Origin of the sequence: Duganella aquatilis, from assembly GCF_009674565.1 — a bacterium.
In the GTDB taxonomy this organism is placed as follows: domain Bacteria; phylum Pseudomonadota; class Gammaproteobacteria; order Burkholderiales; family Burkholderiaceae_D; genus Rugamonas; species Rugamonas aquatilis.
This window is the reverse complement of record NZ_WKJL01000014.1, coordinates 85,207-106,746: the sequence shown is the minus strand read 5'-3', so window position 1 is coordinate 106,746 and position 21,540 is coordinate 85,207. Positions and strand designations below refer to the sequence as shown.

Genomic DNA, 21,540 nt, shown 5'->3' with positions numbered 1-21,540 from the left:
TCCCGCCTTAGCTGGTCAGCACGACGACGTCGGCGCCGTCCCACCAGGCGTACACGCGCTGGTCGCGCTTGAGCGCCGACTCGTCATGGCGCGCCGCATTGGTGCGCGAGACCTTGACCACCAGGCCGCTGTCCAGCGTGATGTGGTAGCTGGTCTCGTTGCCGAAGTAGGCAATGCCAGTGATGGTGCCCTGCACGCAGTTGTAGCCATGCTCCTCGGCCTTGGCGCGCTGTTCCAGCGTCGGCGCCTCGGCCTGCACGGCGATCTTCTCCGGACGCACCGCCACCGACACCGGCATGCCCATGGTGCCGGTAATGCCGTGGGTGACGTAATGCCTGCCCTCGGGCGTATCGATGATCACGTGGTCCGGTTCATCGACCGACACGCTGCCGTTGAACAGGTTGACGCTGCCGATAAAGTCGGCTACGAAGCGGCAGTTCGGCGTTTCGTAGATTTCGTCCGGCGCGCCCACCTGCAGGATGCGGCCGGCGCTCATGACGGCGATGCGGGTGGCCATGCTCATGGCTTCATCCTGGTCGTGGGTGACCATTACACAGGTCACGCCTACTTCCTCGATGATGCTGACCAGTTCCATCTGGGTGCGCTCGCGCAGCTTCTTGTCCAACGCGCCGAGCGGCTCGTCCAGCAGCAGCAACTGCGGACGCTTGGCCAGCGAACGCGCCAGCGCCACGCGCTGCTGCTGGCCGCCGGACAGCTGGTGCGGCTTGCGCTTCGCGTATTCGGTCAGCTGCACCAGCGCCAGCATCTTTTCCACGCGCGCGGCGATTTCGTCCTTCGGCAGGCCGTCGCGGCGCAGGCCAAAGGCGATGTTGTCCCACACCGACAGGTGCGGGAACAGCGCATACGACTGGAACATCATGTTGATCGGGCGCTGGTATGGCGGCACGCTGACGATATCCTGGCCGGCGAGCGTGATGCTGCCGGAGGTCGGCGTTTCAAAGCCGGCCAGCATGCGCAACAGGGTGGATTTGCCGCAGCCCGAGCTGCCCAGCAGTGCGAAGATTTCGCCCTTGTTGATCGCCACCGATACGTCATTGACGGCGCGGACGCCATCGAATTCCTTAACCAGATTCCGGATCAGGAGGAAAGGTTCAGCAGCTCGCTCTATGGTCATGTTATTAAAAGAGTAAAATAATATTTGCCAAACCGGTGATTATAAAGGCAGTGCTCAAACGTGGAGCAACAAGTGTTCCCGCTCCCATGGACTGATGACCGTCATGAACTCCTGGTGTTCCAGTTCCTTGATGGCCGTGTAGACGTCGATGAAGCGCTCGCCCAGCACTTCGCGCAGCCGGTCCTCCTGCCGCAGCAGGGTCAGCGCCTGCGGCAGCCCTTGCGGCAGCTCGTACAGATGGTCATAGGCGCTGCCGTTGTACATCGGCGTTGGCTCCAGCTGGTTGACCAGGCCCAGATAGCCGCAGGCCAGCGTCACCGCAATGCCCAGGTAAGGATTGGCGTCGGCGCCGATAATGCGATTCTCCACCCGTCGCTGCTCGACGCCGGAGATGGGAATGCGGAAGCCTACCGTGCGGTTGTCCATGCCCCACTGGACGTTGATCGGCGCCGCGGTGTGGCGCACGATGCGGCGATAGGAATTCACATACGGCGCCAGGATGGCCATCGCCGCCGGCGTGTAGCGCTGCAAACCGCCGATATAGTGGCGGAACTGCGGCGACGGCGAACCGTCCGCCTGGCTGAAGATATTGCGGCCGGTCGCGGCATCGCTCACGCTCTGGTGCACGTGCATGGCCGATCCGGGTTCGCCGGCCATCGGCTTGGCCATGAAGGTGGCGTACATATCGTGCTTGAGCGCCGCCTCCCTCAAGGTGCGCTTGAAGTAGAACACATTGTCGGCCAGCGCCATCGCATCGCCGTGCTGGAAGTTGAGGCCCATCTGGCCAGCGCCGGTTTCGTGGATCAGCGTGTCCACGTCGAGATTCATCAACGCGCAGTAGTCGTAGATATCCTCGAACAGCGGATCGAATTCGTTGACGGCGTCGATACTGTAGACCTGCCGCGTGGTCTCGGCACGGCCGCTGCGGCCTATCGGCGCTTTCAGCGGCAGGTCGGGATCGATATTCTTTTCGGTGAGGTAGAACTCCAGCTCAGGACCCACCACCGGCATCCAGCCGCGATCCGCATATAGCTTGAGCACACGGCGCAGCACGGAGCGCGGCGCGAAATCCACCAGCGTGCCGTCGGCGAAATAGCAGTCGTGGATCACCTGCGCGGTCGGATCGAGTGCCCAGGGAACGGTCGTGATGCTGCCGGGGTCCGCGCGCAGGATCATGTCGCGGTCGGTGTTGGAGATGGCGCGGTCGTAGGCCGCGTCCTCGGTCGGGTAGTTGCCGGTGACGGTCATGCCCAGCACCGCCTCGGGAATACGCATGCCGCGATCCCGCGTGAATTTGGCGCGCGGCAGAATCTTCCCGCGCGCCACGCCCGTCAGGTCGGGCACCAGGCATTCGATTTCCGTGACCCGGTTATCGTTGAGCCACTGGTCCATATCAGCATCGGAGAAGTTTTCACGGATAGACATGTGCGCACTCCATTTTGCCGTCGACAGGTCTAGCTTACCATAATCACAACCTTGCTTCTGCCGCTTCCACGCGTGTTTGCACCAGTATCTTCTTGATCTCCGGGACGCAGGAGCCGCAATTGCCGCCGGCCTTCAGGCAGGCCGTCACCTCCGGCACCGTCTTCAGGTCTTTCTCGACGATGGCGTTGCAGATGGTATTGCGGCCCACGCCGAAACACGAGCACACGGTGGGACCGGTGTCCGCGCCCTTCTCCACCGGCATGCCGATCAGCAGGCCGACACGGTCGGCTTCACTCAGCTGGTCCTTGGCGAACAGGCTGGCCAGCCACGCGCGCGACGGCATGTCCTGCCGCGGCGACAGGAAGATGCACTGCGCGATGCGGTCGTCCACCACGTGCACGGCCCGGTACACGCCGGCGGTGCGGTCCTCGTATTCCAGCCAGTCGGCATCCGGATCTTTCACGCCGAGCAGTTCGCGCGCCCAGCCGGTGTAGTCGCTGATGGTGTTGCGGCCGGCCAGCTCGTAGCGCGCGAAGGCGCGGCCCTGGATGCGGGTCCAGTGCGCGATGCGGTCCAGGTTCACTTCGTCGCGGCTCAGGATGAAGCCGTGCCAGTTGACGCGGAACTGCTCCACGCGCACCGGCGTATGCTTGAATTCAGGCTCGCCGGATACCGGATCGACCACCGGATTGACCACCGCGCCCACGCGCGCGTCGGACGCGCTCTGGCCGTTCCAGTGGATCGGCACGAACACGCTGCCGCGCGGGATGCCGCCGCCGTGCTGCACGCGCGCCACCATCGCTCCCCATGCGGACGTGATGCGCGCCAGTTCGCCTTCCTTCACACCGCTCAACAGCGCGTCCTGCGGATGCATGTCGACGAAGGATTCGGCGATGTGGTCGGCCAGCGTGGCGGATTTTCCCGTACGCGTCATGGTGTGCCACTGGTCGCGCACGCGGCCGGTGTTGAGCGACAGCGGATAGTCTTCGCTGACGGCATGCAGCGGCGTGCGCGGTGCGGTGGCGATGAAGCGTGCCTTGCCGTCGGCATGGGCGTAGACGTTGTCGCCGAACAGGCGCTCCTCCACCCTCAACTTGCCGGCCGCGTCGCGGCGTACCGGCCACTGGATGGGCTCCAGATCGTCGTATTCGCGCTGCTTGAGGCCAGCGAGGCCAGACATATCGAAGGCGCGCGGCACATCACCGACGGCGTTGCGGAAGCCGCTCAGGCGCGCATGCTCGTCAAACACGCCGTGCTGGCCACAGAAATCGAAACCGCTATAGCCCATGCGCTGCGCGAACAGCGACAGGATCTTCCAGTCCGGCAGCGCTTCTCCCGGCGCCGACAGGAAGGCGCGCTGGCGCGAGATACGGCGCTCGGAATTGGTGACCGTGCCGTCCTTCTCGCCCCAGCCGAGCGCCGGCAGCAGAACGTCGGCGTAGGCGGTGGTGTCGGTGTTCTGCATGATGTCGGACGAGATCACCAGTTCGCATTTGTCCAGCGCGCGACGCGCCTGGTCCGCATCCGGCAGGCTGACTACTGGATTGGTAGCAATGACCCATACCGACTTGACCTTGCCTTCTTCGATGGCCTGGAACAGGTCCACTGCTTTCAGGCCGCCCTTGTCGGCCATGGACGGCGAGTCCCAGAAGGTCTGCACCACGTCGCGGTGTTCGGCGCGTTCCAGGTCCATGTGCGCGGCCAGCATATTGGCCAGGCCGCCCACTTCGCGCCCGCCCATGGCGTTCGGCTGGCCGGTGATGGAGAACGGTCCCATGCCCGGCTGGCCGATGCGGCCGCCGATCAGGTGGCAGTTGATGATGGCGTTGGCCTTGTCGGTGCCTGCCGACGACTGATTGACGCCCATCGAATACGCGGTGATGGTCTTGCGCGTGGCGGCAAACAGTTCGTAGAATTCCAGCAGCACCGGCAACTCGATACGGCAGATTTTCGCCACCACGGCCGGATCGGCGCAGTCAGCGTTGGCGACGCCCAGCGCGGCATCGAAACCATTGGTGTGCTGCTCGATAAAGCCAGGATCGACAGCGCCAATGCGCGACAGGTAGCTGAGCAAGCCATTGAACAGCCACACGTCAGTGCCGGCTTTGACCGGCAGGTGCAGGTCGGCCAGTTCGCAGGTGGCGGTGCGGCGCGGATCGACGACCACCAGCTTCATTTCCGGACGCGCTTCCTTGGCCTTCAAAATGCGCTGGAACAGGATAGGATGACACCACGCGGTATTGGAGCCGACCAGCACCACCATGTCGGCCAGTTCCAGGTCGTCGTAGCAGACCGGCACCAGATCTTCGCCAAATGCGCGCTTGTAGCCCGCCACAGCGGACGACATGCACAGGCGCGAGTTGGTGTCGATGTTGGCGCTGCCGATGTAGCCTTTCATCAGCTTATTGGCGACGTAGTAGTCCTCCGTCAGCAACTGGCCGGAAACATACAGCGCCACCGCATCCGGGCCATGTTCGTCGATGATGGCGCGCCAGCCGGTGGCGACTTTGTCGAGCGCTTCTTCCCACGATACGCGGCGCAAGCCATCGGCCTCGCGCAGCTGCGGGTATAGCAAGCGGCCTTCCAGTCCCACGGTTTCTCCCAGCGCGGAGCCTTTGACGCACAGGCGCCCCTTGTTCGCCGGATGCAGTTTGTCGCCGGCGATGGCGATCGCGCCATCGGCCAGTGGCGTGGCCTGCACGCCGCAGCCCACGCCGCAGTAGGCACAGGTGGTACGGACAGCCAGATGGTCGGTGGACAGGTTCAAGATATTCCTTCAGGCGGCGCGCGCGGACATCGCTTCGCCAAATAACAGGGTTTGCCGGATCGGCGAAATATCGGTGCGGTTCTGGATCAAGCCGAAGTACCACGGACCATCCTTCACATCGCCATACAACACGGCGCCGGTGACGCGGCCATTCCTGATCACCAGCCGCTTGTAGACGCCACGGCGCGCATCGCGCAGCACCAGGTCTTCGCTGCCCTCGCCGCCGATGAAGTCGCCCACCGAGTACAGGTCGACGCCGGTGACCTTCAAGCGCGTTGGAGAGGTTTGCTGCACATAGCGGCGCACGCCGGCGCCGGCCAGGTGCGCGCCGCAGACGCGTGCCTGATCCCAGATCGGCGCCACCAGGCCGAACGTGGCGCTGCGGTGCTGCACGCACTCGCCCACCGCGTAAATGCGCGGATCGTAGGTTTGCAGCGTATCGTCCACCACGATGGCGCGTTCGCAGTGCAGGCCAGCCGACTTGGCCAGTTCGATATTCGGGCGCACGCCAGCGGTCATCACCACCAGATCCGCAGGGATCTCGACGCCATCCTTGAAGCGCACGCCGGTCACGCGGTCGTCGCCGAGGATCGCCTCGGTCTGCGCACCCATCATGAATTTGAGGCCCTTGGCTTCCAGTGCTTTTTGCAGCAGCAGCGCGGCAGGCTTGTCGAGCTGCTGATTCATCAGCGCATCGGTCACGTGCACCACGGTCACGGACATCCCCTGGCGCTGCAAGCCATTTGCCGCCTCCAGGCCCAGCAGGCCGCCGCCGATCACCACCGCGTGGTGATGATCGCGCGCCATGGCCAGCATCTGCTCCACATCCTGAATGTCGCGGAACGCCAGCACGCCACTCAGTTGATGGCCCGGCACAGGAATGATAAACGGCTTGGAACCGGTCGCAATCAGCAGACGGTCGTAGCGCACTTCCAGCCCTGACTTTGCGCGCACGATTCGCTTGCGGCGGTCGATATGTTCCACCGGATCGCCAGCGTGCAGCGTGATCCCATGCTGCACATACCACTCGCGCGTGTTGAGCATGATGTCTTCCATGCTCTTTTCGCCCGCCAGTACCGGCGACAGCAGGATGCGGTTGTAGTTACCGTGCGGCTCGGCGCCGAACACGGTGATGTCGTACATGTCCGGCGCCAGCTTGTACAGTTCTTCCACCGTACGCATGCCGGCCATACCGTTGCCAATGACGACCAGCGCGGGTTTCACAGGCCGACCCAGACTTTGCCGCCGTCGATGCGGGCGGGGTACGTGCCGACCGAATGCTCCGGCGCTTCCAGACACTCGCCGGTTTGCAGGTCGAAGTGCTGCTTGTAGATCGGCGAGGCGACGACGATGCGTTCGCCCAGCGAACCAACCAGGCCGCGCGACAGCACCGATGCGTCGGAATTCGGATCGTAGTTATCGATGGCGAACACGCGCGCGCTGCCGTCGTCAACGTGGAACACGGCTACCTGCGCGTCATTCAGCAGCGCGCACACACCGGTGTTGGGAACGATGTCAGCCAGGTCGCAGACGGCGATCCAGTGAGCAGTTTGAATATCGCGATGCATCATCTTCTCCTCAAACGACTGCGATAGGGATCACGCGCTTGCGCTCTTCCACGGTGGCCGGACGAATCTGGCCGCGCTCCTGCATGAACAGCACGTTCTCGTCACCCTTGTCGCTGTTGACGAAGTGGCGGAAGCGCTTGCGCGTTTCAGGATTCTCGACAGCCTCCTTCCACTCGCAGGCATAGGTGTTGACGACGTGCTGCATATCCGCTTCCAGCTCGGCGCCGATGCCCAGCTTGTCCTGCACCACCACCTGCTTCAGGTAATCCAGGCCGCCTTCCAGGTTTTCGCGCCAGGTGCTGGTGCGTTGCAGGCGATCGCCGGTACGGCTGTAAAACATCAGGAAGCGGTCGATGTACTTGATCAGCGTTGCCTTGTCCAGCTCCGTCGCCAGCAGCTCGGCGTGGCGCGGCTTCATGCCGCCGTTGCCGGCTACGTAGAGGTTCCAGCCTTTTTCGGTGGCGATGATGCCCACGTCCTTGCCCTGTGCTTCCGCGCACTCGCGGGTACAGCCGGAGACGCCGAACTTGATCTTGTGCGGCGTGCGCAGGCCCTTGTAGCGGTTTTCCAGTTCAATCGCCAGGCCGATGGAATCATCGACACCGTAGCGGCACCAGGTCGAGCCGACGCAGGATTTCACCGTGCGCAGCGACTTGCCGTAAGCGTGGCCGGACTCGAAGCCGGCGGCGATCAACTCTTCCCAGATCAGCGGCAACTGCTCGACGCGTGCGCCAAACAGGTCAACGCGCGCGCCGCCGGTGATCTTGGTGTACAGGCCGTACTTCTTGGCCACCATGCCGACAGCGATCAGGCCATCGGCCGTCACTTCGCCGGCCGGCATGCGCGGCACGACCGAGTAGGTGCCGTCCTTCTGGATATTGCCGAGGAAGTAGTCGTTCGTGTCCTGCAGACTGGCGTGCTCCTTCTTCAGCACGAAGTCGTTGTAGACGGTGGCCAGGATGCTGGCCGCCAGCGGCTTGCAGACATCGCAACCCAGGCCCTTGCCGTGCTTGTGCAGCAGGTCGTTGAAGGTTTTGAGCTGGCCAACTTTGATCAGGTGGAACAGCTCCTGGCGCGAGTAGGCGAAATGTTCGCAGACATGGTTGTTCACTTCCATGCCCTGCTTCTTCATCTCGGCTTTCATCACTTGCGTGACCAGCGGCACGCAGCCGCCGCATGCGGTGCCGGCGCCGGTGCAGCTTTTCAACGCCGCGACAGTGGTGGCGCCATTCGCCACAGCGGCGCACAACGCGCCTTTGGAGATGTCGTTGCAGGAGCAGATCTGCGCGGTGTCCGGCAGCGCATCCACGCCCAGCGCCGGCTTGGCCGCGCCGTCGGACTGCGGCAGGATCAGGAATTCAGGCGATTCCGGCAACTCGATTTTGTTCAGCATCATTTGCAGCAGCGTGCCGTATTCGCTGGCGTCGCCCACCATCACGCCGCCCAGCAGGTACTTGCCGCAGTCGGACACCACGATCTTCTTGTAGATCTGCTTGCGTTCGTCGATGAACTGGTAGGAGTGGCTGCCCTCGGCCTTGCCGTGCGGGTCGCCGATGGAAGCCACGTCCACGCCCATCAGTTTCAGCTTGGTGCTCATGTCGGCGCCGGAGAATTCCGCCGCTTCGCCCAGCATGTGCTTGACGGCGACACGCGCCATTTCATAGCCCGGCGCCACCAGGCCGAAGATCAAGCCGCCCCACAGCGCGCATTCGCCGATGGCGTAGACGTCCGGATCGGAGGTCACGCAGTTGTTATTGATCTCGATGCCGCCGCGCGGGCCGATGGTCAGGCCGGCTTCGCGCGCCAGCATGTCGCGTGGACGGATGCCGGCCGAGAACACGATCATGTCCGCGTCCAGGTGGCCGCCGTCGGCGAACTCCAGGCGCTGTCGTGCACCTTCCTTGCCATCGACGCCGTCGACGATGGCGGTGGTGTTCTTCCCGGTGTGGACGGTGACGCCCAGCTCTTCGATTTTACGGCGCAGCACACGGCCGCCGCCATCATCCACCTGCACCGCCATCAGGCGCGGCGAGAACTCCACCACGTGGGTTTCCAGCTTCATGTCGCGCAGCGCCTTGGCGCATTCGAGACCCAGCAGGCCGCCGCCGATCACTACGCCGGTCTTCGAACGGTTGCCGCATTCGAGCATCGCTTCCAGGTCTTCGATGGTGCGGTAGACGAAGCAATCCTTGCGCTCCTTGCCCGGCAGCGACGGCACGAATGGATAGGAACCGGTGGCGATCACCAGCTTGTCGTAGTCCAGCACATTGCCGTCAGCGATGGTAACCTTCTTCGCTTGCGTGTCGATGGCGGTGGCGCGGGTGTTCAGGCGCAGCACCATGTCGTCACGATCGAAGAAGCCGGGCTTCACCAGCGACAGGTCTTCCGCCTTTTTACCGGAGAAGAATTCGGACAGGTGCACGCGGTCGTAAGCGGGACGCGGCTCTTCGCACAGCACCGTCACCTGCAGATTGGCGGCGCCGCTGTTGGCCAGGCTTTCGAGGAATTTGTGGCCCACCATGCCGTGGCCGATAACGATAATTTTCATGGTCTGTTCCTTTAAGCGGTAGCGACTGCGTTGTCTACGGTGCTGCCGCTGAAGCGCGCAGCCAGTGCGCACAGCGCGGAGATGGCGACCAGGATGCCGAGGATGCTCAGTGTCTGCTGCACATCGCCCATGCCTTTCATCAGGAAGCCCGCAGCGACAGCACCGACGTTACCGCCAGCGCCGATGATGCCGGCCACGCCACCCAAGGCGCGCTTGTCGATGAACGGCACCACGGCGTAGGTCGCGCCGCAAGCCATGTGAGTGAACAAACCGAAGAACAGCATGGCAGCGATGGCCAGCATGGCATTGCCTGCGTGGGCGAACATCTGCAGGCCGGCGCCTTCGCCCAGCATCAGCACGAACAGCAGCGTGACGCGGTTATTCAGGTTGCCGCCAGCAGCGAATTTGTCCGATACCCAGCCACCCAGCGCGCGGGCGAACAAGGCCAGCAGGCCGAAGCTGCCCGCCGCCATGCCGGCCTGCGCCAGCGTCAGTTTGAAGTGGTCGACGTAGTAGACCGCAGCGATGTTGTGGATGAAGATCTCGATGCCGAAGCAGGCGCCGTAGGTGATGAACAGCAGCCATACGCGGTAATTGGCGGCGGCCAGCTTGAACGAATCCCAGCCACCTTTCTTTCCACCTTCAATCGTAATGCCGGCGGCGCGCAGCTCGCTGAAGTTCCCCTGCGGGCAATCCTGCGTGTAGCGGTAGTAGACAAAGGCCATGACGATCATCAGAACGCCCGGCACGAGCAGCGCGGCGCGCCAGCCGAAGCCCTCGCTCACACCCAGCATCACCATGGCGGTCATCAGCAGCGGCATGGCGGCTTGCGCGACGCCGCCACCGGCATTGCCCCAGCCTGCGGCGGCCGCGTTGGCGGTGCCCACCACCTTCGGCGCGAACATCACCGACGTGTGGTACTGCGTGATGACGAAGCTGGCGCCGGCCGCACCGATGGCGAGGCGGAAGAACAGAAAGCTCTCGTAGCTCTGCGCGAAGGCGACGCCGATCACTGGAATGGAGCCCAGCAGCAGCAGGCCGGTATAGGCTTTGCGCGGGCCGAAATGGTCGCACAGCGGGCCGACCACCAGCCGCACGAGAATGGTGACGGCGACGGCTGCGATATTGATGTTGGCGATCTGCGCGACGGTCAGTCCGAATTCGCCTTTAATCACCGGCATCAGCGGCGCGCAGGCGAACCATGCGAAGAAGCAGACGAAGAACGCCATCCAGGTCAAATGGAACGCCCGCATCTGTGGCGTTGAAATCGAAAAGAGCTTGATGCTGGTAGCTTTGCTGGCCATTGTTTATCCCGTTCAGAAAACAAAAAGGCGTCCGCGCAACCGGGCCTCAAAGACCGGGTTGGGCGGACGCCGTTGTCCTGCCAGTCCGTCTTTGGACCAGCTATGTATTCATGTACTTCAGGGAGATCGCCGTTGACCTCTTGCCTTTGTAGTGCAAGAGCCGTGCCAAGCTCTCAAACGCGCGGCTACAGAGGGAAACGACGTAAAAACGCGGTGTGATGGCGGAATGACACGTTGGTGCGGTGCGATGTTGCGGTGCACGTTTGCACGCTTATGATGCACAGTTCGCTCTGAAGCATATCCGGGGTCAGTTCTGCCAATCGCACACAAGCCCTACCGTAGCAGGTCGCTACGGTAGGGCTTGTGTGCGATTGGCAGAACTGACCCCGGTTTTATCAGGCGGCTTCCTTCGCGGGATGCGCCTGTTTGCGGTACAGGAATTCCAGCACCGCCGTGCGGTATGCCATGTACTTGGCATCCGCTGCCAGCGCCACGCGGTCGCGCGGGCGGTCCAGCTGCACCTCGACGATTTCGCCGATGGTGGCGGCCGGGCCGTTGGTCATCATCACGATGCGGTCGGACAGCAGCACCGCTTCGTCCACGTCGTGCGTCACCATCACCACGGTGGATTTGGTGGCGGCGACGATCTTCAGCAGCTCGTCCTGCAAGTGCGCGCGCGTCAGCGCATCGAGCGCGCCGAAGGGTTCATCCATCAGCAGTACTTTCGGCTCCATCGCCAGCGCGCGGGCGATGCCGACGCGCTGCTTCATGCCGCCCGAAATTTCGTGCGGACGCTTGGTCTCTGCCGGCGTCAGGCCCACCAGCGCCAGCGCGGCCATGGTGCGCTCCCGCAGCTGCGCCTTCGATTCCGTCTTGCCGAACACGCGCTCCACGCCGAGGTGAATGTTTTCGTAGCAGGTCAGCCACGGCAGCAGCGAGTGGTTCTGGAACACCACCGAACGCTCCGGCGATGGTCCGGCGATTTCGCGGTTGGCGCACAACAGCACGCCGTCGCTCGGTTGCAGCAGGCCGGCGATCAGGTTCAGCAAGGTCGATTTGCCGCAACCCGAGTGGCCGATCAGCGTGATGAATTCGCCCTTGCGCACCGTCAGGTCGATTTCGCGCAGCGCGTGGAACACACCCTTCTTGGTGTGGAAGACCATCTCCACGCCTTCGATGTCGATGAATTTGGATTCGTCCATGATGGCGTTCCTCAGTTGGATACTTGTTCGTAGGTGAAGGCGCGGGCCAGCGCCATCAGCGCCTGCTCCAGCAGCAACCCCACCAGGCCTATCGACACAATCGCGATGATGATGTGCGGGACATTCAGGTTGTTCCACTCGTCCCACAGCCAGAAGCCGATGCCCACGCCGCCGGTCAGCATCTCGGCCGCGACGATCACCAGCCATGCGGTGCCGATCGACAGGCGCACGCCGGTCAGGATGTAAGGCAGCGCCGATGGCAGCAGGATCTTGGTCAGGATCTTCCACTCCGACAGATTCAGCACGCGCGCCACGTTCATGTAATCCTGCGGCACGCGCTGCACGCCAACGGCGGTGTTGATGATCATCGGCCAGATCGAGCAGATGAAGATCGACCAGATCGCAGCCGGATTGGCGGACTTGAACACCAGCAGTCCAATCGGCAGCCACGCCAGCGGCGACACTGGTTTCAGCAAACTGATGATCGGTCCGAACATGTTGTTGACGAACTTGACGCGGCCGATCACGAAGCCCAGCGGAATGCCGACCAGCGCCGCCATGCCGAAGCCCATGCCTACGCGCTGCAAGGACGCCAGCAGATTCCAGCCGATGCCCTGGTCGTTCGGGCTGTTGCGGTAGAACGGATCGGAGAACAGCTTGACCGCCTCCGCCAGCGTGACCATCGGCGTCGGGAAGGAGCTGTTGTTGACGGTGATGAGCTGCCACACCAGCACCAGCAGCGCGGCGCCCACCAGCGGCGCGACGATCTTCATGGCGGTGGCGGAGACCTGCTGGCGCGCACGCGCCGTGCCGTTGGCGGCCAGCGGCCGGCGTGGACGGCGCGTCGGAGCGGAAGCGTCGATGGCCGCAGCCGCCGGTTTCGCGCTATCGGGTTCGAGCAAGGCGTTCATGGCGTCCTCCGGTTATCAGGCTTTGATCTTGAACGAGGCGGCGTAGGCTTTCGGGTTCTTGCCGTCCCATACGGAACCGTCCATCAGCTTCGAGGTGCGCAGAGGGCTTGCCGGCACCGGCGTCTTGGTCATGGCCGCCGCATCCTTGTACAGGGCGATCTGGTTGACCGAAGTGGCCACCGCCAGATAATCCGGGTCATCCTTCAGCAGGCCCCAGCGGCGGTGCTGCGTCATGAACCACATGCCGTCCGACAGGTAGGGGAAGTTGACCGCGCCGTCGTTGTAGAACTTCATGTGGTTCGGATCGTCCCAGGTCTTGCCCAGGCCATTCTGGTAGCGGCCCATGATGCGCTGGTCGATCGCGTCCTTGCTGGTGTTGACGTAGGATTTGTCGGCAATCGTCTCGGCCATCTTGTTCTTGTTGGCCAGCGAGGAGTCGATCCATTTGCCGGCATCCAGAATCGCCGCCATCATTGCGCGGCAGGTGTTCGGATATTTTTTCGCGAATTCCAGCGTCGAGCCGAGCACCTTCTCCGGATGGTCCTTCCAGATGTCCTGCGTGGTGGTGGCGGTGATGCCGACGCCGTCCATGATGGCGCGGTGGCCCCACGGTTCGCCCACGCAGAAGCCATCCATATTCCCGACGCGCATATTGGCCACCATCTGCGGCGGCGGCACGGTGATGACCTTGGCGTCCTTCATCGGATTGATGCCGTTGGCGGCCATCCAGTAGTACAGCCACATCGCGTGGGTGCCGGTCGGGAAGGTCTGCGCGAAGGTGTATTCGCGTTTATCGGTTTGCATCAGCTTCGCCAGCGACGGGCCGTCGACGCCGCCCTTGTCGGCGATTTTCTTCGACAGCGTGATGGCCTGGCCATTGTTATTGAGGCTCATCAGCACCGCCATGTCCTTCTTCTGGCCGCCGATGCCCATCTGCACGCCGTAAAGCAGGCCATACAGCACATGGGCCGCATCCAGGTCGCCATTGGCCAGCTTGTCGCGCACGCCGGCCCAGGAGGCTTCTTTGCTCAGCACGAATTTGACGCCGTATTTCTTGTCGAAGCCCAGCACCGACGCCATCACCACGGAGGCACAGTCGGTCAGCGGAATGAAGCCGATCTTGATTTCTTCCTTCTCCGGCTTGTCCGAGCCTGCTGCCCACACTCCCCCCGTTGCCAATCCCAACATGCTTCCTCCTGCGATTAAACCTGCACCATGAATGATTTTCCTGCGCTTGACATTAACGTCCGCGTCGCCAGGTGGCAAGGTGATCTTCGCTTTCAGCTGCTTGTATTTCATGGCTATCCCTTTGTAGTCGTCAATAACTATGGGCCAAAAAAAACGCCTACCCTCACGAACGAATTCATGATTGGTAGACGTCATTGTCTGGTGGGCCTCACCGCCGTTGGCGAGGCGCATCCGCGCATCATTGCGCTTGCTTACAGCTATGCAATGTTTGTGCCAGCAGTGCTACAGAGGGAAAACGCGCGGTTTGCGCAAAAAAAATGCACCGCAATTGCGCGGTGCATCATTTTGGTGGGGCGTTTTCAGCCCAGCAGGTCTTCGACGTCGAGGATGCGCTGGGCGACTTCGGACAGCTTGAGGTTCTTGCTCATGGCCATGGAGCGCAGTTTTTGATAGGCCTGCTCTTCGGTGAAGCGCTGGCGCTCCATCAGCAGGCCCTTGGCCTTTTCGATGACCTTGCGCTCGGCCAGCTTGCTCTTGGTGTCGGACAGCTCGTCCAGCAGCTTCTGCTCGCGCTTGAACTGCGCCAGCGCCACCTGCAGCACCGGCTTGATGCGTTCGCTCTGCAAGCCGGCCACGATGTAGGCCGATACGCCCGCTTCGACGGCGGCTTCCATGCTTTCCGGGTCCTGGTCTTCGGTGAACATGACGATGGGGCGGCGTTCGTCGCGGGTGGCGATGACCACGTGTTCCAGCACGTCGCGCGCATCCGACTCGGCGTCGACGATGATCATGTCGGGCTGCAGCTGGCCGATGCGTTCGGGCAGATACATATCCGGCGGCAGCGAGGCGATGATGTCGTAGCCCGCCTCCAGCAGGCCAATGCGCAGCACGCGTGCACGCTCGGCCTGAGCGTGCAACGCTTCGTCAGTCTCGTCATGGATGACGGTATTGATGACGACAATACGCAAGTTACGCATGGCCGGGCCGCAGGAGGAAGTGGTTGATGCCGCTATGATAAGCAAGAATCAAACCAGTAGTTTGGATGTGCATTTGCAGATTCTACGGCACAAATGCCGGATTCTGCCAGACCTCATCCTAGCGTTGCATGCCCCAGCGCCGCACGGTTAACGTTTCCAGTGGACGGAATACCACGTTTTCCACCAGCAGGCCGATGACGATGACGGCGGCCAGCCCGGCGAAAACTTTGTCGGTGTACAGCTCGTTGCGGTTCTGGAAGATGTACCAGCCCAGGCCGCCCAGGCCGCCGGTGGTGCCGAACACCAGCTCGGCCGCGATCAGCGTGCGCCAGGCGAAGGCCCAGCCGATTTTCAGGCCGGACAGGATGGAAGGCAGCGCCGCCGGCACCAGGATGTGCAGCACCAGCCGCAGGCCGCTCAGGCCATAGTTGCGGCCGGCCATGCGCAGCGTGTCCGGCACCGACTGGAAGCCGGCGTAGGCGCCCAGCGCCAGCGGCCACAGCACCGCGTGGACGATGACGAACAGCAGGCTGCCGCGTCCCAGGCCGAACCACAGCAGCGCCAGCGGCAGCAGGGCGATGGCGGGCAGCGGGTTGAACATGGCGGTCAGCGTTTCCAGCAGGTCGCGGCCGATGCGGGTGGAGGCGGCCAGCGCGGTCAGCGCGAAGGCGGCGATGATGCCGGCCACGTAACCTTGCAACAGCACGGCCAGCGAGATGCGCACGCGGGCCGGCAATTCGCCGCTGGCCACGCCGTCGATGAAGGCGCGGGCGGTTTGCAGGAAGCTGGGCAGCAGCAGGTCGTTGGCCTGCCAGCGGGCGACGGCTTCCCACACTGCCGCCAGCAGGATCAGGATGACGGTCTTGCGCAGCCAGCTTTGCTGCCATGCGCGGCGCGCCAGCGGCGGCAGCGGATCGGCGGCGCGCAGCGTGGGCGGCGCGACGGTGTATTCGCGCTCCTGGCGGATGGGCGGATCGAGGACGAGGCTCATGGTGCGCTGCTCCGGTCGCGCGGCTCGGCGACATGCGCGGCATTCTGGTCGCCCGCTTCGCCGAACAGCAAGCTGTGAATGCGCTGCGTGGCGGCCTGGAACTCGGTGCTGCCGGCGCTGGCCAGGTCGAACTGATGGCTGTTCAACTCCGCCCTCACCTGCCCCGGATGCGGCGACAGCAGCAGGATGCGGTTGCCCACCACCAGCGCCTCTTCGATCGAATGCGTGACGAACAGCAGCGTAAAGCGCAGCTCTTCCCACAAGCGTCCCAGCTCCTCCTGCATCTTGCGCCGCGTGAGCGCATCGAGCGCGGCGAACGGCTCGTCCATCAGCAGCACCTCCGGCTGCATCGCCAGCGCGCGCGCAATCGCCACGCGCTGCTTCATGCCGCCGGACAACGTGTGCGGGTGGGCATCCTCAAAGCCGGCCAGGCCCACCTTGGCGATCCAGTGCATGGCCCGCTCGGACGCTTCGTGACGGCTGACGCGCTTGGCCATCAGCAGCGGGAACATCACGTTCTCCTTCACCGTCTTCCACGGCGGCAACTGGTCGAACTCCTGGAACACCACGATGCGGTCCGGTCCCGGTCCGCGCACCGGCGCGCCGTTGAGCGAGATGCTGCCCGCCGCCGGCTTGATGAATCCCGCCGCCGCCTTCAGCAGCGACGACTTGCCGCAGCCCGAAGGCCCGAGCAGCACGAAACGGTCGCCGCGATACACGTCGAAGCTGACGTCGTGCGTGGCGCGCGTGCCGCCGTATTCGAGGCTGACGCTATCGGCGCGCAGCAGCGGCTGGATGCCGCCGGTGGGGCTGACGATCTGCAGGCTCATGATCCGTTCGCAATCACAGGATCTTCAAAGAAGTAATCGCGCCAGCTGGCCGGCTGCTTCTTGATCGCGCCGACGCGATACAGGAACTGCGCCAGGCTATAGGTGTTCTGCGGCGCCACGCTGAAATTCACTTGCGGGTTCCTGATGATCTTCAGCAGCAGCTCGCGATCCACCTTGCTCTTGCTGATGCGCAGATAGGTATCGGCCGCACCTTCCGGATTCTTCGCCACGTACTGGGCCGCTTCCGCCAGCGCGGCGGTGAAGGCGCGGTAGGTTTTCGGATTCTCGTTGCGGAACTTCTCGGTCGCATACAGCACGGTGGCCGAACTCGGGCCGCCCAGCACATCGTAGGAATTCAGCACGATGTGCGCATGCGGATTGCCGGCCAGTTCCTGCTCCTGGAACGGCGGATTGCCGAAGTGGCCATTGATCTCCGTACCGCCGGCGATGACGGCCGCCGTCGCATCCGGATGCGGCAAGGTCTGCGTGAATTTATCCAGGCGCGCAAACTCCTTCTCGCCCCACTGCTTGGCCGCCGCGTACTGCAGGATGCGCGACTGCACCGACACCGTCACCGCCGGCAGCGCGATGCGGTCCTTCTCGGTCAGGTCGGCGATCGACTTCACTTTGGGATTGGTGCTCACCAGGTAGTAAGGGAAGCTGCCCAGCGACGCCACGCCCTTGACGTTCTGCCGGCCGTTGGTACGGTCCCAGATGGTCAGCAGCGGGCCGACGCCGGCGCCGGCGATATCGATGGCGCCCGACAGCAGCGCATCGTTCACCGCCGAGCCGCCGGACAGCTGCAAGCGCTCCACGGTGATTTCGACGCCGAGCTTCTTGCCCTGCTTTTCAATCAGCTGCTGGTCCTGCGCCACGTTCAGCAGCAGGTAGACCACGCCGAACTGCTCGGCGATGCGGATGCGGCCTTCCGCCTGCGCGGGCGCGGTCAAGGCGAAGCTCAGGGCCAGGGCGGCGGCGGTCAGTTTGAACATGGAATTCCTCAAGGATTAGAAAGGCACGTCGCCTTCGATGGTGGTGCGATACAGCTTGCGGCGCAGATGCTCCGGCGTGCCGGCCGCCAGATGCATCAGCGAGCGGTTATCCCAGAACACCATGTCATGCGGCGCCCAGCGGTGGCGGTACACATGCTCCGGCAGCACGCTGTGCTCGAACAGCTCGGCCAGCAGCGCGCGGCTTTCGTCTTCGGGCATGCCGACGATGCGGGTGGTGAAATGCTCGCTGACGAACAGCGCCTTGCGGCCGGTCTCAGGGTGCGTGCGCACCACCGGATGCACCACCGGCCTGACCTCGTCGATCTGTGCCTGCGTCAGCGCCGGGCGGAACGGACTGCGGCGGCGCAGCTCTTCGTACTGCGTCAGATAACTGTGTTCGGCGCGCGCGCCCTGCACGGCGCTGCGCAGCGCGGCCGGCAGGGTGTCCCACGCCAGGTGCATATTGGCGAACAGCGTATCGCCGCCTTGCGCCGGCAGTTCCTGCGCGTGCAGCATGGAGCCGAGGCTCGGTTTTTCGACATACGACAAATCGGAATGCCAGAAGTGGCCGGCGTCGCCCAGGCCGATCGGCTTGCCGTCTTCAATGATGTTGGAGATGATCAGCACCTCCGGATTGGAAGGCAGCTGAAAATTGCGCAGCACGTGGATTTGCAGCGGCCCGAAACGGCGGCTGAAATCGACCTGCTGCTGCGGCGTGATGCGCTGGTCGCGGAACACAAGCAGGTGGTGATCCAGGTGCGCCTTGTGGATGCGCTGGAAATCCCGCTGCGGCAGCGGACGGTTCAGGTCCAGCCCCAGAATCTCGGCGCCCAGCGGCGCATCAAACAACTCAACCTGAATGGAATCCTGCAGCACGGCAGCCATGGCGCACACCTTGAGAAATATGTGCCATACAGTCTATGCCGCCGTGCTTATTAAGAAAACGAAGCTTATCCGATATCGTTATTTGGATTCTGTAGCGTAGTTGACGCGCACACCCTGCAACTGGAAGCCGGCGCGCAGGATGTTGTTCATGGAAGGATTGTTCTCGCCGTTGCGCGGCATGCCCGCCTCCACTGCCGCGACGGTGCAACCGGTGCGGCGTGCCTCGGCCAGGCGCGCCGCCAGCAGCAGTGTCTGCGCACCTTGTGCGCGTGCTTCCGGCGCCGTGCAGCCCATGCCCAGCCACGCCGTGCCGTTTTCGATGAACAGCGCGCCGACCGCTACCGGCGAACCGTCCGGCGTGCAGGCAAAATAGATCCGCCAGCCGTCACGGCCGGCCAGGGAACCCAGCCACTGCGTAATCGCCTCCGGCAGGCCGAAGCCGCGGTGCATGACGTCGCCGGCCAGCGCCGCTTCGTCCGGCCGCGCCAGGCGCACGCTCAGTGGCGAGTCCTGCCGGGTGGCCGGCAAGGGCTGATCCAGGTCGTAAAGGAATTTGAGCCACGCAGGGTGGTCGGCCGGCGGCTCGGCGTCCGCCGCGACCCAGCCATGCAGCCAGAACGCATCCATGCCCGCGCTGCGGTAAGCATGCTTGATCCACGGCAGGCTGGCGTCGTGGCTGGCGCCGATCACCCGGTTGAACATCGGGGCCGGCAGCGTGCGGCAGATCAGCAGCGGCGCGTCCGTGTCCGGCACCTGCTGCACCGTACAGCCCAGTGCTGCCGGCGCGGCTGCAAAGCAGTCGCGCCAGGCGTGCGCCTCGATGCTGTCAGCCAGCTGCCATCTCATTCGTAGATGCTGAGACGCTTCGCAACCGCCGGCGCCAACTGATCCAGCGCGTTGACGGCGATGCCCATGTCCTGCAGCTTGCCGTCGTTGATGCCGTAGACCCAGCCGTGCACCGTCAGCTCCTGGCCGCGCAGCCAGGCATCCTGCACGATGGTGGTGGCGCAGACGTTGGACACCTGCTCCACCACGTTCAGTTCCACCAGGCGCTCCGAGCGCTTCTGCTCGTTGATCACGGTGCCCATGTAGCGTTCGTGCTTCTGGTGCACGTCGTGCACATGGCGCAGCCAGTTGTCGACCAGGCCGACGCGGGTGCCGGTCATGGCGGCGTGCACGCCCTTGCAGCCATAGTGGCCGACGATGATCACGTGCTTGACCTTCAGCACATCAATCGCGAACTGCAGTACCGACAGGCAGTTCAGGTCCGAGTGCACCACCACGTTGGCGATATTCCGGTGCACGAATACGTCGCCCGGCAACAGGCCCAGCAGCTCGTTCGCCGGCACCCGGCTGTCCGAGCAACCGATCCACAGGTATTCCGGTGCGGCCTGATTCGCCAGCCGGCTGAAGAATTCGGGGTCGCGCTCGACTTCCGATTCCGCCCAGCGACGGTTGTTCTCAAGCAGGCCACGCAGGGGGGACGTGCTGTTTTTCAGACTTTCCATGATGCTCCTCTCGTACATAAGAAGACCGCCGGTCTGCCCAACATGGCAGCGCGGCGGTCCGATATTACCAACTGCGTGTGACCGACAAGTTACTCAAAGAAGTCCTTGACCTTGTCACGCCAGGTTTTCGTCTGCGGGCTGTGCTTGTTGCCGCCCTCGGTGGTCGACTTCTCGAACTCGCGCAGCAGGTCTTTCTGCTTGTCGGTCAGCTTGACCGGCGTCTCGACCGCCACGTGGCAGAACAGGTCGCCCGCGAAACCGGAACGCACGCCCTTGATGCCCTTGCCTTTCAGGCGGAAGGTCTTGCCCGACTGGGTGCCTTCCGGGATCGTAAACGATACTTTACCAGAGAGCGTCGGCACTTCGATTTCGCCGCCCAGCGCCGCCTTGGCGAAGGAGATCGGCATTTCGCAGTGCAGGTCGTCGCCTTCGCGCTGGAACACGCTGTGCGGCTTGATGTGGATTTCCACGTACAAGTCGCCCGACGGTCCGCCATTGGTACCCGGTTCGCCGTTGCCGGACGAGCGGATGCGCATGCCGTTGTCGATGCCGACCGGGATCTTCACTTCCAGCGTCTTGTTGCGCTTGATGCGGCCCTGGCCCGAGCACGCGGCGCATGGCTCGGGAATGATCTTGCCGGTGCCGTGGCATTTCGGGCAGGTCTGCTGGATGCTGAAGAAGCCCTGCTGCATGCGCACCTGGCCGTGGCCGGCGCAGGTCGAGCAGGTCACCGGCGAGGTGCCCGGCTTGGCGCCGGTGCCGTGGCAGGTGTCGCACTTGTCCCACGACGGCACGCGGATGGTGGTGTCGAAGCCGTGCGCCGCCTGTTCCAGCGTGATTTCCAGGTTGTAGCGCAGATCGGCGCCGCGGTACACCTGCGGGCCCTGGCTGCGGCCGCGGCCGCCGCCGAAGATGTCGCCGAAGATGTCGCCAAAGGCGTCGCCGAAACCGCCGGCGCCGCCGCCGAAGCCGCCGCCGCCCGCATTCGGATCGACGCCGGCGTGACCGTAACGGTCATACGCTTCGCGCTTCTCCGGATTGGTCAGCATTTCGTAGGCTTCTTTGACTTCCTTGAATTTCTCTTCCGCGTCTTTGCTGTCCGGATTGCGGTCCGGATGGTACTTCATAGCCAGTTTGCGATAGGCCTTCTTGATCTCGTCTTCCGATGCGCTCTTTGCGACACCGAGTATCTCGTAGAAATCACGCTTTGCCATATTGTCGGGACCTTGCTTATATTCTGTACTGATTTATGCGAAAAAGCCGAGCCGGCGCCGTTTGACACGGCCACACGACTCGGCTGGCCATTCCC

At 63.5% G+C, this 21,540-nt stretch carries 18 protein-coding genes; all 18 read right to left on the bottom strand.

The window, feature by feature from the left end; all coding sequences use genetic code 11:
• Positions 1-7: 7 nt before the first annotated feature.
• The 18 genes from GJ698_RS18785 to dnaJ all read right to left on the bottom strand — a co-directional run bounded on the left by GJ698_RS18785 (position 8) and on the right by dnaJ (position 21,445).
• Positions 8-1,135, bottom strand: coding sequence for an ABC transporter ATP-binding protein (locus GJ698_RS18785; RefSeq protein ID WP_154359386.1), 1,128 nt, complete (start codon positions 1,133-1,135; stop codon positions 8-10).
• Positions 1,136-1,189: 54 nt separating this feature from the next.
• Positions 1,190-2,560 carry a glutamine synthetase family protein gene (locus GJ698_RS18780; protein ID WP_154359385.1) on the bottom strand — a complete coding sequence of 457 codons (1,371 nt, stop codon included), beginning with the start codon at positions 2,558-2,560 and terminating at the stop codon, positions 1,190-1,192.
• Positions 2,561-2,603: 43 nt separating this feature from the next.
• Complete coding sequence (locus GJ698_RS18775) at positions 2,604-5,327, bottom strand: nitrate reductase (protein ID WP_154359384.1); 2,724 nt, start codon at positions 5,325-5,327, stop codon at positions 2,604-2,606.
• Between the two features lie 9 nt (positions 5,328-5,336).
• Entirely contained in the window at positions 5,337-6,563 is a 1,227-nt protein-coding gene (locus GJ698_RS18770; RefSeq protein ID WP_154359452.1) for an NAD(P)/FAD-dependent oxidoreductase, read from the bottom strand.
• Positions 6,548-6,895, bottom strand: coding sequence for a nitrite reductase small subunit NirD (nirD, locus tag GJ698_RS18765; protein ID WP_154359453.1), 348 nt, complete (start codon positions 6,893-6,895; stop codon positions 6,548-6,550). Before nirD ends, GJ698_RS18770 begins: the two co-directional genes overlap by 16 nt.
• 10 nt (positions 6,896-6,905) lie before the next feature.
• The gene (nirB, locus tag GJ698_RS18760) at positions 6,906-9,443 is read right to left on the bottom strand and encodes a nitrite reductase large subunit NirB (protein ID WP_154359383.1); all 2,538 of its coding nucleotides are present in this window, start codon (positions 9,441-9,443) and stop codon (positions 6,906-6,908) included.
• An 11-nt stretch (positions 9,444-9,454) separates the two neighbouring features.
• Positions 9,455-10,747: an MFS transporter gene (locus GJ698_RS18755; RefSeq protein ID WP_154359382.1), complete on the bottom strand. Its 1,293-nt coding sequence runs from the start codon at positions 10,745-10,747 to the stop codon at positions 9,455-9,457.
• A gap of 395 nt (positions 10,748-11,142) precedes the next feature.
• Positions 11,143-11,949 carry an ABC transporter ATP-binding protein gene (locus GJ698_RS18750; protein WP_154359381.1) on the bottom strand — a complete coding sequence of 269 codons (807 nt, stop codon included), beginning with the start codon at positions 11,947-11,949 and terminating at the stop codon, positions 11,143-11,145.
• 11 nt (positions 11,950-11,960) lie between these two features.
• On the bottom strand, positions 11,961-12,860 hold the full coding sequence (ntrB, locus tag GJ698_RS18745; RefSeq protein WP_154359380.1) for a nitrate ABC transporter permease: 900 nt from the start codon (positions 12,858-12,860) through the stop codon (positions 11,961-11,963).
• Between the two features lie 15 nt (positions 12,861-12,875).
• Entirely contained in the window at positions 12,876-14,159 is a 1,284-nt protein-coding gene (locus GJ698_RS18740; RefSeq protein WP_229260066.1) for a CmpA/NrtA family ABC transporter substrate-binding protein, read from the bottom strand.
• 248 nt (positions 14,160-14,407) lie between these two features.
• Positions 14,408-15,025, bottom strand: coding sequence for an ANTAR domain-containing response regulator (locus GJ698_RS18735; protein WP_154359378.1), 618 nt, complete (start codon positions 15,023-15,025; stop codon positions 14,408-14,410).
• 118 nt (positions 15,026-15,143) lie between these two features.
• Positions 15,144-16,016 carry an ABC transporter permease gene (locus GJ698_RS18730; protein WP_154359377.1) on the bottom strand — a complete coding sequence of 291 codons (873 nt, stop codon included), beginning with the start codon at positions 16,014-16,016 and terminating at the stop codon, positions 15,144-15,146.
• On the bottom strand, positions 16,013-16,846 hold the full coding sequence (locus tag GJ698_RS18725; RefSeq protein WP_154359376.1) for an ABC transporter ATP-binding protein: 834 nt from the start codon (positions 16,844-16,846) through the stop codon (positions 16,013-16,015). The genes GJ698_RS18730 and GJ698_RS18725 overlap by 4 nt, the downstream gene beginning before the upstream one ends.
• Positions 16,843-17,838 carry an ABC transporter substrate-binding protein gene (locus GJ698_RS18720; protein ID WP_154359375.1) on the bottom strand — a complete coding sequence of 332 codons (996 nt, stop codon included), beginning with the start codon at positions 17,836-17,838 and terminating at the stop codon, positions 16,843-16,845. Before GJ698_RS18720 ends, GJ698_RS18725 begins: the two co-directional genes overlap by 4 nt.
• 15 nt (positions 17,839-17,853) lie before the next feature.
• A complete protein-coding gene (locus GJ698_RS18715; protein ID WP_154359374.1) occupies positions 17,854-18,723 on the bottom strand; it encodes a TauD/TfdA dioxygenase family protein in 870 nt (289 codons plus the stop codon).
• A gap of 78 nt (positions 18,724-18,801) precedes the next feature.
• Positions 18,802-19,569 carry a GNAT family N-acetyltransferase gene (locus GJ698_RS18710; protein ID WP_154359373.1) on the bottom strand — a complete coding sequence of 256 codons (768 nt, stop codon included), beginning with the start codon at positions 19,567-19,569 and terminating at the stop codon, positions 18,802-18,804.
• A complete protein-coding gene (gene can, locus GJ698_RS18705) occupies positions 19,566-20,231 on the bottom strand; it encodes a carbonate dehydratase (RefSeq protein ID WP_154359372.1) in 666 nt (221 codons plus the stop codon). Before can ends, GJ698_RS18710 begins: the two co-directional genes overlap by 4 nt.
• Before the next feature lie 89 nt (positions 20,232-20,320).
• Positions 20,321-21,445 (bottom strand): molecular chaperone DnaJ, encoded by a 1,125-nt coding sequence (gene dnaJ, locus GJ698_RS18700; protein ID WP_154359371.1) that lies wholly within the window; start codon positions 21,443-21,445, stop codon positions 20,321-20,323.
• Positions 21,446-21,540 lie beyond the last annotated feature (95 nt).

Bases quoted from the DNA above. Each gene is read 5' to 3' on its own strand.
- GJ698_RS18720 (WP_154359375.1), bottom strand. From the start codon at position 17,838: ATGTTCAAACTGACCGCCGCCGCCCTGGCCCTGAGCTTCGCCTTGACC.
- nirB (WP_154359383.1), bottom strand. From the start codon at position 9,443: ATGAAAATTATCGTTATCGGCCACGGCATGGTGGGCCACAAATTCCTC.
- GJ698_RS18725 (WP_154359376.1), bottom strand. From the start codon at position 16,846: ATGAGCCTGCAGATCGTCAGCCCCACCGGCGGCATCCAGCCGCTGCTG.
- ntrB (WP_154359380.1), bottom strand. From the start codon at position 12,860: ATGAACGCCTTGCTCGAACCCGATAGCGCGAAACCGGCGGCTGCGGCC.
- GJ698_RS18780 (WP_154359385.1), bottom strand. From the start codon at position 2,560: ATGTCTATCCGTGAAAACTTCTCCGATGCTGATATGGACCAGTGGCTC.
- dnaJ (WP_154359371.1), bottom strand. From the start codon at position 21,445: ATGGCAAAGCGTGATTTCTACGAGATACTCGGTGTCGCAAAGAGCGCA.
- GJ698_RS18730 (WP_154359377.1), bottom strand. From the start codon at position 16,016: ATGAGCCTCGTCCTCGATCCGCCCATCCGCCAGGAGCGCGAATACACC.
- can (WP_154359372.1), bottom strand. From the start codon at position 20,231: ATGGAAAGTCTGAAAAACAGCACGTCCCCCCTGCGTGGCCTGCTTGAG.
- GJ698_RS18755 (WP_154359382.1), bottom strand. From the start codon at position 10,747: ATGGCCAGCAAAGCTACCAGCATCAAGCTCTTTTCGATTTCAACGCCA.
- GJ698_RS18750 (WP_154359381.1), bottom strand. From the start codon at position 11,949: ATGGACGAATCCAAATTCATCGACATCGAAGGCGTGGAGATGGTCTTC.
- GJ698_RS18715 (WP_154359374.1), bottom strand. From the start codon at position 18,723: ATGGCTGCCGTGCTGCAGGATTCCATTCAGGTTGAGTTGTTTGATGCG.
- GJ698_RS18735 (WP_154359378.1), bottom strand. From the start codon at position 15,025: ATGCGTAACTTGCGTATTGTCGTCATCAATACCGTCATCCATGACGAG.
- nirD (WP_154359453.1), bottom strand. From the start codon at position 6,895: ATGCATCGCGATATTCAAACTGCTCACTGGATCGCCGTCTGCGACCTG.
- GJ698_RS18710 (WP_154359373.1), bottom strand. From the start codon at position 19,569: ATGAGATGGCAGCTGGCTGACAGCATCGAGGCGCACGCCTGGCGCGAC.
- GJ698_RS18740 (WP_229260066.1), bottom strand. From the start codon at position 14,159: ATGAAATACAAGCAGCTGAAAGCGAAGATCACCTTGCCACCTGGCGAC.
- GJ698_RS18785 (WP_154359386.1), bottom strand. From the start codon at position 1,135: ATGACCATAGAGCGAGCTGCTGAACCTTTCCTCCTGATCCGGAATCTG.